Below are 13,212 nucleotides of genomic sequence, written 5' to 3' on the forward strand. Positions count from 1 at the left end.
AAAATCAAATTCAGAATAATGGCTGGAATAAACAAATCAACAATAGCAAGAAAAGTTGCTATGGCTCTTTCAGGACTTTTTTTAGTCCTTTTTTTAGCTCAACACTTTACAATTAATTTTACCTCGGTCGTAAGCCCTTCCACATTTAATGAAATTTCCCATTTTATGGGAACCAATTTTTTGGTGCAGGCTGTGCTTCAACCTATTTTAATCGCAGGTGTAGTTTTTCACTTCATCATGGGATTTGTCCTTGAGATTCGACAAAAAAAGGCAAGATCTGTTAGTTATGGAAAGTATAATGGGGCTGCAAATTCCTCTTGGGTATCTAGAAATATGATTCTTTCCGGAATTGTGGTACTGGCTTTTTTAGGTTTGCACTTTTATGACTTTTGGATCCCGGAACTGATTCATAAATATGTAGAGACCAATCCTGATGATCCATTCAGATACTACGACGAAACTGTTGCAAAATTTGCCGGAGACCCAATTAGAACCGGTTTTTATGCGTTATGTTTTGTGTTTTTAATGCTTCACCTGTTACATGGTTTTGCTTCTTCCTTCCAAACTATGGGTCTAAACAACAAATACTCTCCGGGGATCAAGATATTTACCAAAGCTTTTGCGATTGTTATTCCAATGGGTTTTGTATTTATTGCGATATTTCACTACTTTAATAACTTATAAGCGAAAGGATTATGTCAGTTTTAGAATCAAAAATACCAGAAGGTCCTATAGAGAAAAAATGGACTAAACATAAAAACGAAATCAACCTTGTAAACCCAGCAAATAAGAGAAACATCGACATTATTGTCGTTGGAACAGGACTTGCAGGAGGAAGTGCTGCTGCAACTTTTGCAGAACTTGGCTACAATGTTAAAACATTTTGTTATCAGGACTCCCCTCGTCGTGCACACTCTATTGCAGCACAAGGAGGAATTAATGCTTCCAAAAATTACCAGGGTGACGGTGACTCCGACTACAGGTTGTTTTACGACACTGTAAAAGGGGGTGACTATAGGTCCAGAGAAGCCAATGTATACAGACTTGCTGAAGTGTCTAGTAATATTATTGACCAGTGTGTAGCACAAGGTGTTCCTTTTGCCAGAGAATACGGCGGCCTTTTGGATAACAGATCCTTTGGAGGTGTCCTGGTATCAAGAACCTTTTACGCTAAAGGCCAAACAGGACAACAATTATTACTCGGAGCGTATTCAGCAATGAATAGACAAATCAATAGAGGAAAGATCCAGACGTTCAACAGGCACGAAATGATGGATTTGGTGCTTGTAGATGGAAAAGCCAGAGGGATTATCGCCCGTAATCTTGTTTCAGGAGAAATTGAAAGACATTCTGCTCACGCTGTTGTTCTAGCATCAGGTGGTTACGGAAACGTTTTTTACCTCTCTACAAATGCTATGGGTAGTAATGTGATGGCAGCCTGGAGAGCTCATAAAAAAGGAGCCTTCTTCGCTAATCCCTGCTTTACACAAATTCACCCGACTTGTATTCCTGTTTCTGGTGATTTACAATCCAAATTGACGTTAATGTCAGAATCGTTGAGAAATGACGGTCGTATTTGGGTACCAAAACATGAAAAAGACGCTAAAGCTATTCGTGGAGGTAAACTGAAACCTACCGAAATAGACGAAAATGACAGAGATTATTACTTAGAACGCAGATATCCTGCTTTTGGTAATCTGGTACCACGCGATGTGGCATCCAGAGCTGCAAAAGAACGTTGTGACGAAGGTTACGGTGTTAACAAAACAGGACAGGCGGTTTATCTTGATTTTAAAGCAGCTATCGAGCGTTATGGGAAAGAAAAAGCATTTACTTCCGGGCATAAAAACCCAAGTAAAGAAGAAATTATAAAACTAGGTGAAGAAGTTGTCGAGTCCAAGTATGGTAACTTATTTGAAATGTATGAAAAGATTACAGACCAAAACCCCTACAAAACTCCCATGATGATTTTCCCTGCTGTGCATTACACTATGGGTGGACTTTGGGTAGATTATAATTTAATGACAACAGTACCTGGCTGTTTTGCCGCTGGAGAAGCTAACTTTTCAGATCACGGCGCTAACAGACTTGGAGCTTCAGCTTTAATGCAAGGTCTTGCCGATGGATATTTCGTTCTTCCTTACACCATTGGAGATTATCTGGCAGATGACATTAGAACGGGACCAATTTCAACAGAAACGGAAGAGTTTGAAACCACGGAGAAAGCGGTCAAAGATAGAATCCAAAAGATGTTTGATGCCAAAGGCAAGAATCCTGTTGATTATTACCACAAGAAATTGGGTAAAATCATGTGGGACAAATGCGGCATGTCTCGTAATGAGAAAGAGCTAAGAGAAGCGATGGAGGAAATCAAAGAATTAAGAGAGGATTTCTGGAAGAATGTAAGAATAACCGGTAAAGCTGAAACTAAAAATGCTGAATTAGAAAAAGCAGGACGAGTGGCAGATTTCTTGGAACTCGGTGAACTTTTTGCTAAAGATGCCCTGGAAAGAAATGAGTCTTGTGGAGGACACTTTAGAGAAGAATACCAAACTGAAGATGGTGAAGCCTTGAGAGATGACGAAAACTTTAAATTCGTCTCTGCCTGGGAGTATGTTGGAAATCCAAGAGATGCCAAACTTCACAAGGAGCAGCTAGAGTTTGAAAATATTGAATTAAAAACAAGAAGCTATAAATAATTGACTTATGAAGCTTAAACTAAAAGTATGGCGTCAGGAAGATGCTCAAGATAAAGGAGGATTTCAAAACTACGACGTAGAAGGAATCGATGGCGATATGTCATTTTTGGAAATGCTCGATGTTTTAAATAATAATTTAGTCAACGAGGGTGTAGATCCTGTTGAATTTGATCACGATTGTAGAGAAGGCATATGTGGTTCATGTTCGTTGCAAATCAATGGAGAACCTCACGGACCAGACAGACGTATAACAACCTGTCAGCTCCACATGAGAAAGTTTAAAGACGGGGATGAAATCGTTATTGAGCCCTTCAGAGCGACTGCATTCCCTGTAATTAAAGATTTGGTGATAGATAGATCAGCATTTGACAGAATACAACATGCAGGAGGATATATCTCTGTGAATACCTCTGGTAATACTCAGGATGCCAATTCCATTCCTATTGAAAAGGAAAAAGCTGATGATGCGTTTTACGCAGCAACCTGTATTGGTTGTGGAGCCTGTGTAGCCGCTTGTAAAAACGCCAGTGCTATGCTGTTCACTTCAGCTAAGGTGTCTCAGTTTGCCCTACTACCACAAGGGGAGATTGAAGCCCACGAGCGTGTCTTAGAAATGGTACATCAAATGGATAAAGAAGGCTTTGGTCACTGTACCAACACTGGTGCCTGTGAAATTGAATGTCCAAAAGGCATTTCTCTGGAAAACATCGCCAGAATGAATCGAGAATATCTAAGCGCTAGTGTTGCCGGATAAGCTCTGTATAAACTGAATTAAATTAAAAAAAGCGTTTTAGATAACTTCTAAAACGCTTTTTTTAGTACAAGTTTTCTTAACTTTATAATTGCTTTTTTGCTTAAGAAGGCTGTTTCATAGTGATGATAGCCTATTTGACATGAGGATTAGTCCTTTGAAAAACTCAGGAAAGAAAATACGGTCAGATCTAAATTAATTCTAAGAACATGTTAACTAAGAGATTTAAAGTATTGATTGCTATCCCGTCAGTTATTCTGATATCTTTAATTGTAGCTGTTTTTGTGGATGAAGAGGCCAGTTATCTGAATTTTTATCAGAAACCGGTTTATATTTTTACAATGATTCAGGTTGTGGCTTTTACGTTAGTGGCACAACAGCACTATATCAAGGATAAGAAGAAAACTGACTTTTAAGCAATAATCGTGAATTAAAAATCTGATCTGATGATAAATAAAAAAACCCTCGTTTCTGTAATAAACTTGGCCATTGTTTTCGTGGTAGGGATTAATGTGGCTTACTTTATCACTGTTGAAAAAACTTTATTCGACGAGGGAAATCAAGGCATCAAAATTGTTTTGATAGCCTCTTTAGCGGCATTGGTGCTATGCAGGTTTTCGATACTAAAAGCGATTTCAAGAGGAAAATAATATCTGTATGAAAAAAAATAATTTAAGCCAACAGCTATTAAAGATTATAGTCTATACATTAGAAATTAGTGGCTTAGTGGGTTTAGTTTTAATTCATAATGGAACTGTGGATATTCAATCCAGAATGCTATTCTATGGAACTGGGGCATTATTAATATTTTATCACTTTGCCAGTAAATACGGCTTATTAAAATAGCTTAGAAATTTGTTTATCACTCTCTAAGAATGAAGAAAAAGATTAATCAAATAGAATTTATTTTACTTTTAATAATTACTGTTCTATTAATTTTGGAGTTGATTGACCTCATGTCATTTCAAAATTATGTGAAAGCTAGTTTGTACTTTATAATGAGTTTCATATTTATCAGACTATATTTTGTAAGTGAGAAAAAAAAGGATAGATGATGAAATTCAAAGTATTAGCATTACTGTCCACAATATTGATAATAGTTCTTGGGTTAAATCAGATTTTCGAGTTCTATATAATGAATACTTGGATAAATCTGTGCTTAATAATAGTCACTCTTCTGGTAATAACGTATTCAATCTTTAAATTGAAAAGAGGATGACTAACAATCAAAAAACTGCTTTAGGTATTTTAGGGGTTATTTCTACCCTTCTACTCTATTTTAGTTTTGAGGATATATTTTTTAAAAATTTTATGGTGATCCTAATTTCGCTGGCACTGATTTATTCTATGGTAGTAATTCACAATCATGACAAAAAATCTAAATAACTAGTTGTCATGGATTAAAAGCTGATGTTGACAATGAAAAAAGCACTCTATAACATTCTACTCATTGGTATTGCAATACTTCTGATAAAGATTTTTGCCTTTGGAGAGCTTTCCTACCAACAACATAAAATTGAATTTACGGTGTTGATGCTCATTGGTTTATATTTTATTAGTAGAGACTATTTCAATAGAAAAAGACAAAAATAAATATACGAATTGCGTAAACTTAAAGACTAATTTTATCAATAAAGTCTTTCATCAATTCAAAACCAATCCAATTCTGACTAGCTATTTTATTCACTCCCAAGCCGATGAATTAAAAGTGCTGCTCTCTCTGTAAGCGGAATAAAGGTTTCAAGGTTGACCGTTTCGGATGGAGAATGAGCGCCATTGCCCATCGCTCCCAGACCATCCAAACCATCCACATACTGCGCTATAAATGAAATATCGGCGGCACCACGGCGACCAGGGTCATAAGCCTTGACTTCTCCATACCCAAGATTCTGACTAACCTCATCCAAAACCTCAAGAAGCTTAGCATTCCCTTCGGTGGGTTCCATGGCTGGATAGGAATCTGAGAAGCTGATAACCGCGGACGTCTGAGGTAAATTATTTTTCACAATCGCTCTCATCTTGTCTCGCGTTTTTTCTTTCTGCTCTTCAGAAATAAAACGCAAGCCCCCATAAACTTCGAGCTCACTCGCGACAACATTAGTTTTTCCAAAAGCGGTTCCTGTTGATGTGTTGGAATCGTACTCTACTTTGGTCCCCCCTAGAATAACCCCTGGATTAAAGCTTAGCAGGTCCTCCCCTTTGACATCCTCATAAAAAGAATGGAGTATTCTAGAGGCTTCAAAAATAGCACCTGCTCCCGTATTTTCGTTAAAGATGCCGGATGAATGTGCCTGTTTACCCTTCACTTTCAAAGTCCATCCGCTGGAGCCCCTCCTAGCAACCGTGGCATAATTCATTCCCGATGCTGTCTCAAAACCTAAAGCGATGTCCGCTTTTTTTCCTGCTTCTACAAGATCATGTCGACTAATACTTAAGGGTTTCCCAGGTTTTTCTTCGTCTCCGGTAAAGGCTACAATTATATGCTTGTTATCCAGTTCACCAGCGGCCTCTAAAGCTTTGAGCGCATAAATGATGATGGCATTCCCGCCTTTCATATCATTAGCCCCCGGGCCTTCTGCAGTTTTACCTGAACGTGAGAAGGATTGAAATTCATGATCTTCCTCAAAAACGGTATCCAAATGACCTATCAATAGAATAGTTTTTCCGCTCCCGCCTTTAATTTCTGCAAAAAGATGACCCGCTCTGTTCAAACTATCCGGCATGCTTATCCAGCGTGTATCGAAACCCAAATACTCCAGTTCTTTTTTGTATAACATTCCTACTTTACGAACGCCATCAAGGTTAAGTGTACCACTATTGATATTGACCGTTTGTTCAAGAAAATTTATTTGCTCCTGCTCATTCAACTTTAGAAAATTAAGCATTTGTTCTTCTTTTGAAGAAATTTCCTGAGCCAGTGTAGATATGGTCGTCATTAACACCAAAAATAAAACCTGATATTTCATAAGTTGAGAATTACAATTAATCCAAATATAATTAAATGGACATTGGCAAGCTAACGGATAAAGCTTTTGATAAGTACAGAGTTAAAACTAACTCTTAAATATATTTCTGTACACAAAAGGCGTTTGTTCTTTAAGTGTGGACTCACACTCCTGTAAAGTTTGTTTATACAGGGATTTCAAAATCTTGGGCCGTATAATCCTAACATTATACATCCAAAGAAATAACCAACCCATCAATTCTCTGTTGATTCCACAATGCATTGTCATAAGATAGGTGCCATTAGTTTTGGTTATTTTTTGAGAAGAATGCCAGTGATGGTCTTCAATGAATCGACCCGTAGCAGAAGTAAATTCAATTTCTATATCGTGAACCTGATCATCAATATTTTTGGTGACTCCGAAGCGTTTATTGAGTTCCTGATCGACTGCATTTTTCATGTTTTGAAAATCCGAAAAAGATTTGCTGAGATTGATCTGTACCAGTTGACGAATCCCATAAACTTCAACTGTTTTGGTTTTACAATTCATACAGGCTAGATAATAGGAAGCTCTATGCAGAATCAATTTTACCGGACAAACAATCAGTTTAGAAGCATCCAAATCTAAATTGTGTCCTGTCTCATCGTCTTTAACCAATTCTATTTCTAATGTCTTTCTTTGATAAATAGCTGTTTCAATTCCTTCTAAAGCTTTGACTTTTTTTACATCAAGATTTTGATGATAGAAGCGTGTAGATTCTGTATAAACAGAATCAAAGCCAACAGGCTTAAGATTGGGCTCTAATGATTTTTTGATATAAAAGTACTTTTTTCCCTCTAAGAAATAACTTTTTAGCTCCTCATCATGAGGTACTATATCCTGTAAAGATTTGAGGTCTCTTTGCAATTGCCTCTGAGACACAGAAAATCCCTTTTCGCTTAGAATCATCATTAGTTGTTCTGATGTGTATTCATTTTCCTTAATAATCTTAACAATAAAGGACAAACGTCTTAAGTATTCACCCATGATTGGACATTTTATGTCGTTTTAGAAAATAAATATAAGAAAAATGGCAATCGGATATAACTTTGCACAAGAAAAAGATATTTACTAGAGCTTCATCCTAATCTCTGTAAATAAAGACACCTGCATATGAACAGGTGTCTTATTTTTTTAAATCGTATCTATTTAAATGGTTTAAGAGAAAGTAAATATTAGTTCACTTCTTTCATTGACTTCACTCCTACAAGCATTTCTTTTACAATCATCTCTAAGTCAAAATCTTTTTTCCATCCCCAATCTGATGCAGCTTCAGAATCATCAATACTATTTGGCCAGGAATCGGCGATGTCTTGTCTAAAATCCGATTCATAATTCATTTCAAAATCTGGAATGTGTTTTTTGACTTCAGCATAAAGTTCTTCTGGAGTAAAACTAACCCCCGCCAAATTGTAAGACGATCTTATTTTGATAGACTCTGTTGGAGCGTCCATTATGGATATAGTTGCGTTTATAGCATCATCCATATACATCATCGGTAAAGTGGTTTCCTGGGATAAAAAAGAAGTATAACTTGAGGATTTAAGTGCTTCATGAAATATTTCTATAGCATAATCGGTAGTTCCGCCACCAGGAGGTGTTTTGTAACTTATTAATCCTGGGTAACGAATACTTCTTACATCCACACCGTAGCGCTTATAATAATAGGCACACCAGCGTTCCCCGGCTTGTTTGCTTATGCCGTAAACGGTTGTTGGCTCCATGATGGTTTGTTGAGGCGTATCTACCTTTGGGGTAGTCGGTCCAAAAACAGCAATACTTGAGGGCCAAAATATTTTATTTACCAATTTCTCTTTACCAAGATTCAATACATTGAATAAAGACGTCATGTTGAGATCCCAGCCTTTTTCCGGAAACTTCTCGGCTGTACCGCTAAGCATGGCCGCCATCATATAAACTGTATCGATATCATGTGTTAAAACCACTGTTTTGAAATTATCATAATCTGTAGCGTCCAGTATTTCAAAAGGGCCAGAAGCAAGCTCAGGAGAAGTTGATGATTTTATGTCACTTGCAATTACAGCATCTTCACCATGAATGTCTCGTAAAGCAAGAGTGAGTTCAGAACCAATCTGACCACAAGCACCAACGATTAATATCTTAGAGGGCATATTTTTAAATTTTATGCAAATTTAAGCTTTGAAAGAGATATCAGAATAAAAAATTCGTAATTATGATAAACTTAGAGATTCAACCTCTACATTTGGTTTGAAAATAATTAATTATGAAATTGAAATCTTTAGTTGCTGGCTTTTTTGCTCTTGTTATTTTGACGCTTGCAGCATCCTGTACTGACCAAAAAAAAGAAGAGGGTAAAAGCGAAAGTAAAGCTGTAATTCCTGCTCAGCTTCAGAAAAAAATCAATCTGGACAGTATAAAGCCGGTGGCCTTGTCAGAAAAATCGAAAAGGCTAACGGAAGATTGGATCATGTACATAGCTCTGAATTCTGAAGTAGAACGATTAGAGAATTACACCATTCTTGATGTTGTGAATAATTCAGAAACCATAGAAGATGTTGTGGATTCCTTGTCCGTAACAGTTCCTGAAACTTTTGAAACCAATGCCATTAAGGCCAGGATCATCACGCTTAAAACACATGCTAAATTACTTCAGGAAAATTCAAAACGTATTGAACCCAACCCTAAAAAAATTGAGGACCTGAGTGCCAAACTGAAATTAGACTTTAACAACCTCAACATTCAGTTAAATGAGGTTTTTATTATTCAAGAAAGCACTGTTCAATCTGAAACTAACTCAACTCAATAACCAATGACAAAGCCAATCCTTTTAATCCTTTCGCTGCTATTTACAGCCTCAGGCTTTGCTCAAACTGAAAAGATAGACTCTACTATCGATAGATGGCATAAAGCTGCTGAGGAAGCTGATTTTAATACTTACTTTGGATTGATGACCGATGACGCCGTTTTCGTAGGTTCAGATGCTTCTGAAGTTTGGAACTATACAGAATTTAAAGCCTTTTCTAAGCCTTATTTTGATGCTGGCAAAGCCTGGACGTTTATACCCGTGAACCGAAATGTTTATAGCGATGAAAATCAAAACATAGCCTGGTTTGATGAAGTTCTGAATTCTGATCACATGGGAGTGTGTAGAGGATCTGGAGTACTTATTCAGACTAAAAATGGCGAATGGAAAATAAAACATTATGTGCTTTCGCTGGCTGTACCGAATCCGTTGGTCGACCAACTTGTTGAGCAAAAGTCAAAGTTAGACCACAAATACCTGGAGTCTCAGCACTGAGTTTTCTTTCATCAGGAAAAAGCTGTATTTTTAACCCAAATTAAAATAATAAACTATGAATAAATTAAAATTGATGTTTGTAGCCATTGGTGCTTCAACATTGTTTTTTTCGTGTCAGGATTCCAATGATGGGTCTTCAAACGAAAGCAGAGGCATTGCCATACAATACATGGATACCACTGTAAATCCGCAAGATGATTTCTATAGCTATGTGAATGGCGGCTGGATGAAAGAAAACGAAATTCCAGACGACCGCACCTCATGGGGAGGATTTCAAATTTTGAGAAAATCGACAGACACCGATGTTTTGAAAATTTTAAAAAATGCGGAAGAGTCGGGCAAATACTCTAAAACGTCAGACCAAGGCAAAGCGATTTCAGTATTCAATTCTATTATGGACACTGTGTCCAGGGATGTTGCTGGTGTAAATCCTATTATGGACAAATTAGATCTTATTGAAGAAATAAAAACCAAAGAGGAAATTCAAGAGCTTTTAGCAGAATATCCAACAGCAATTTCTTCGCCGTTTTTTGGAGTTTCCGCCTATTCAGATCCCAACGATAGCAATACGAATGTAGCTTATGTAGGCACTGGAAGTCTTGGTTTACCAGATAGAGATTACTATTTGGATCAAGACGATAAATCCAAAGAAATAAGAGAGCAATACAAAGAGCACATCGTAAAAATGATGGCTTATTTTGGAGGGTCAAAAGACGATGCAAAATATAAAGCAGAGACTATCCTAAAGCTTGAAACTGAACTTGCTGAGCCAAGACTGGACAAAGTCGCCAGACGAGATTTCAGAAATTTCAATAACCGATATGCGGTTAAAGACCTTGGTGATGTTACTAAAAACATAGATCTTAAGGCTTATATGTCAGACATAGGAATTGAAAAATTACCTGATACCGTTTTAGTGATGGAGCCCAAGTATATGAAAGCTCTTGATGAAATGATTGCCGAAACACCATTAGAAGAGCTTAAAACCTTAATGACCTGGTCCACAATCAATGACGCAGCCAATCAATTGTCTACTGAAATTGCTACGACTAACTGGGAGTTCTATAGCAAAACCTTAAGCGGTGCCAAAGCACAAAGACCTCTTGACGAAAGAGCGCTTTCGGTAGTGAACGGTAGTATAGGAGAAGCCGTTGGTAAATTATATGTAGATCAAAAATTTCCGCCAGAAGCTAAAGAAAAAGCTGAAGACATGGTTGGTAATGTGATTACTGCTTTCAAAAATAGAATTGAAAACCTGGAATGGATGCAGGATTCAACCAAAACGAAAGCCATCGAAAAGCTAAATAAGTTTACTGTGAAAATAGGCTATCCAGACGAATTTGAAGATTATAGCGACTTAAAGGTAACTCCAGAGAACACCTACTACGAAAACATGCAAGCGGTTTCTATGTGGAGCTATAAAGACAACCTCAGCAAAATAGGTGAGCCTGTTGATAAAACCGAATGGGGTATGTCACCTCAAACGGTGAATGCTTACTTTAACCCGTTATACAACGAGATCGTATTTCCTGCTGCTATTTTACAGCCTCCTTTCTACGACTACAAAGCAGATGCTGCTGTGAATTATGGGGGCATTGGTGCCGTTATTGGTCATGAAATCTCACATGCTTTTGATGACAGCGGTGCCAGATTTGATGCCAACGGTAACTTAAAAAACTGGTGGACCGATGAAGATTTAGAAAAATTCACAGAACGTGGAGATAATTTAGCAGCGCTTTACAGCAGCATTGAAGTCTTGGACAGTGTTTACATCAACGGTAAATTTACGCTTGGTGAAAACATTGGAGATCTTGGTGGTGTGTTAGGGGCTTACGATGGATTGATGTTGCATTATGAAAATGAAGACAAGCCAGGAAAAATTGATGGATTCACTCCTGAACAACGTTTCTTCATGTCCTGGGCAACCGTTTGGAGAACCAAAGTGAGAGACGAAGCCTTGAGAACACAAGTCAAAACAGATCCGCACTCGCCTGGGCAATACAGAGCTTATGTGCCTTTACAAAACGTGGATGCTTTCTATGAAGCCTTCGACGTAAAAGAAGGGGATAGCCTATATATCGCTCAAGAAGAACGAGTCAGAATTTGGTAAGTTTTCTGTTTTTGTAAACAACAACGGCTACAATAAAAAAGCGGTTACAACTCAAGTTGTAACCGCTTTTTGGTTTTAAATAATTTATCCTATTTTCTGCTTTTGATTAATACATTTTATACAAATCATGCTTTTAACTACTAATCAAGTTTGAATAGAGATATCGTAAAAACTTCTTACGCATATTCATGAAAAATGGTTTTTTGCTCATTATTTTATAATGTTTTGCCCAAAACATTCATCATTTCTATACATTTATGCTTAAAATAAATAGTTTAATTAAAATTTGGATAAACTGTTAATGATTTTTGGATGCATCTTTACATAAACAAATTTATTATTGGTAACGCCAAGCCCAATTTTAAATCCCAAAAAATGCTTGGCTTTAATTTAATACTTATAATTATGAAAAATTTAGAATTAACTCAGATGGAACATTTGAGTGGGGGTGGTTGGACATGTGCCAATGCCTCAACGACATGGGGCATAGTAATTGGAATAGGCGTGGTATCAATTCTAACAGGAGGGGTAGCTGCTGTTGGTATTGGAGCTTTTCTAGCAGTTGGAGGAGCTGTAAATGGTGCTGCAAATGAAGCTTTCTGTAGAGACTAAAACTAAAAATTAAAAAACATGAAAACTTTAGAAATAAATAGTTTAGAGAATATATCAGGAGGTGATATTTCAGATATTGCAACAGGAGCATGTGTCGCGGTGAGTGGTGCAGGTATAGGTCTACGATTAGGTCTTTTTGTATTAGGAGGTCCTGTTAGTTCAGGAATTTTTACGGCCTTAACTATTGGTTGTGTTGGATATTTGGCTTATAGAGCCTATGAGTAGATATAATAATTTGGTTAATTTTGTATTACAACCACTTAATTTAGTGTTATGACTAATAAACAAAAAACTTTTTTAGGAATTCTAAGCGTAATCTGTATTTTTCTTTTATATATTAACTTTGAAGATATTTTTTTTAAAAATTTTATGGTTATCATTCTATTATTATCGTCAATCTATTCCATGATAATTATTCATAAGCATGAAAGTAAAGCTAAATAATTTTTAAAATACATTACTAATTAGAAAATTTGTTAATTATTCTTAATACAATATAACCGCCTCCCATCAAGGCGGTTTTTCTTATTATAAAGTCAACACCAAGCCCTAGATGTATAATGGTGTTTTGGATAGAAAAATTGATTTTGCATTTTTAAAAAGGGCACTTACCCCAATACTAAAAAACACCCATCTCAATCTTCCCTCAAGATACTGTGTAAAAACACAAGCAATCTTAAGTTTTTTTCATATTTTTATTCTTTAGGAAGTTATCTGACTATCCTGCGACGGGGCTACGGTCTCGTCTTTTTTTTGTCCAATCATAAGTTGGATCA

General features: G+C 36.7%; 15 protein-coding genes. 12 read left to right on the plus strand and 3 right to left on the minus strand.

The window, feature by feature from the left end:
• The first annotated feature begins 18 nt into the window (after positions 1 to 18).
• The 7 genes from LB450_RS11880 to LB450_RS11910 all read left to right on the plus strand — a co-directional run bounded on the left by LB450_RS11880 (position 19) and on the right by LB450_RS11910 (position 5,043).
• Positions 19 to 684 carry a succinate dehydrogenase cytochrome b subunit gene (locus LB450_RS11880; RefSeq protein ID WP_224489051.1) on the plus strand — a complete coding sequence of 222 codons (666 nt, stop codon included), beginning with the start codon at positions 19 to 21 and terminating at the stop codon, positions 682 to 684.
• 11 nt (positions 685 to 695) lie between these two features.
• Positions 696 to 2,699, plus strand: coding sequence for a fumarate reductase/succinate dehydrogenase flavoprotein subunit (locus tag LB450_RS11885; RefSeq protein WP_224489054.1), 2,004 nt, complete (start codon positions 696 to 698; stop codon positions 2,697 to 2,699).
• A 7-nt stretch (positions 2,700 to 2,706) separates the two neighbouring features.
• On the plus strand, positions 2,707 to 3,453 hold the full coding sequence (locus tag LB450_RS11890) for a succinate dehydrogenase/fumarate reductase iron-sulfur subunit (RefSeq protein WP_224489056.1): 747 nt from the start codon (positions 2,707 to 2,709) through the stop codon (positions 3,451 to 3,453).
• 206 nt (positions 3,454 to 3,659) lie between these two features.
• The gene (locus LB450_RS11895; protein WP_224489058.1) at positions 3,660 to 3,866 is read left to right on the plus strand and encodes a hypothetical protein; all 207 of its coding nucleotides are present in this window, start codon (positions 3,660 to 3,662) and stop codon (positions 3,864 to 3,866) included.
• Between the two features lie 30 nt (positions 3,867 to 3,896).
• Complete coding sequence (locus tag LB450_RS11900; RefSeq protein ID WP_224489060.1) at positions 3,897 to 4,100, plus strand: hypothetical protein; 204 nt, start codon at positions 3,897 to 3,899, stop codon at positions 4,098 to 4,100.
• 7 nt (positions 4,101 to 4,107) lie between these two features.
• Entirely contained in the window at positions 4,108 to 4,296 is a 189-nt protein-coding gene (locus LB450_RS11905) for a hypothetical protein (protein ID WP_224489068.1), read from the plus strand.
• Between the two features lie 573 nt (positions 4,297 to 4,869).
• On the plus strand, positions 4,870 to 5,043 hold the full coding sequence (locus LB450_RS11910) for a hypothetical protein (protein ID WP_224489070.1): 174 nt from the start codon (positions 4,870 to 4,872) through the stop codon (positions 5,041 to 5,043).
• An 86-nt stretch (positions 5,044 to 5,129) separates the two neighbouring features.
• On the opposite strand, the gene LB450_RS11915 is transcribed toward LB450_RS11910, so the two are convergent.
• The 3 genes from LB450_RS11915 to LB450_RS11925 all read right to left on the minus strand — a co-directional run bounded on the left by LB450_RS11915 (position 5,130) and on the right by LB450_RS11925 (position 8,566).
• A complete protein-coding gene (locus LB450_RS11915) occupies positions 5,130 to 6,416 on the minus strand; it encodes a M20/M25/M40 family metallo-hydrolase (protein ID WP_224489072.1) in 1,287 nt (428 codons plus the stop codon).
• A gap of 87 nt (positions 6,417 to 6,503) precedes the next feature.
• On the minus strand, positions 6,504 to 7,421 hold the full coding sequence (locus LB450_RS11920) for a WCX domain-containing protein (RefSeq protein ID WP_224489082.1): 918 nt from the start codon (positions 7,419 to 7,421) through the stop codon (positions 6,504 to 6,506).
• Between the two features lie 188 nt (positions 7,422 to 7,609).
• Positions 7,610 to 8,566: an NAD-dependent epimerase/dehydratase family protein gene (locus tag LB450_RS11925; RefSeq protein WP_224489083.1), complete on the minus strand. Its 957-nt coding sequence runs from the start codon at positions 8,564 to 8,566 to the stop codon at positions 7,610 to 7,612.
• 113 nt (positions 8,567 to 8,679) lie between these two features.
• Between LB450_RS11925 and LB450_RS11930 the strand changes: the two genes are divergently transcribed.
• The 5 genes from LB450_RS11930 to LB450_RS11950 all read left to right on the plus strand — a co-directional run bounded on the left by LB450_RS11930 (position 8,680) and on the right by LB450_RS11950 (position 12,661).
• Entirely contained in the window at positions 8,680 to 9,222 is a 543-nt protein-coding gene (locus tag LB450_RS11930) for a hypothetical protein (RefSeq protein WP_224489084.1), read from the plus strand.
• A gap of 3 nt (positions 9,223 to 9,225) precedes the next feature.
• The gene (locus LB450_RS11935; protein WP_224489085.1) at positions 9,226 to 9,714 is read left to right on the plus strand and encodes a nuclear transport factor 2 family protein; all 489 of its coding nucleotides are present in this window, start codon (positions 9,226 to 9,228) and stop codon (positions 9,712 to 9,714) included.
• 55 nt (positions 9,715 to 9,769) lie between these two features.
• The gene (locus tag LB450_RS11940; RefSeq protein WP_224489086.1) at positions 9,770 to 11,824 is read left to right on the plus strand and encodes a M13 family metallopeptidase; all 2,055 of its coding nucleotides are present in this window, start codon (positions 9,770 to 9,772) and stop codon (positions 11,822 to 11,824) included.
• Positions 11,825 to 12,253: 429 nt separating this feature from the next.
• On the plus strand, positions 12,254 to 12,436 hold the full coding sequence (locus LB450_RS11945; RefSeq protein ID WP_224489087.1) for a hypothetical protein: 183 nt from the start codon (positions 12,254 to 12,256) through the stop codon (positions 12,434 to 12,436).
• Between the two features lie 18 nt (positions 12,437 to 12,454).
• Positions 12,455 to 12,661, plus strand: coding sequence for a hypothetical protein (locus LB450_RS11950; RefSeq protein WP_224489089.1), 207 nt, complete (start codon positions 12,455 to 12,457; stop codon positions 12,659 to 12,661).
• The last annotated feature ends 551 nt before the right edge of the window (positions 12,662 to 13,212 follow it).

It is taken from the genome of Psychroflexus curvus, assembly GCF_020164585.1.
Lineage (GTDB): Bacteria > Bacteroidota > Bacteroidia > Flavobacteriales > Flavobacteriaceae > Psychroflexus > Psychroflexus curvus.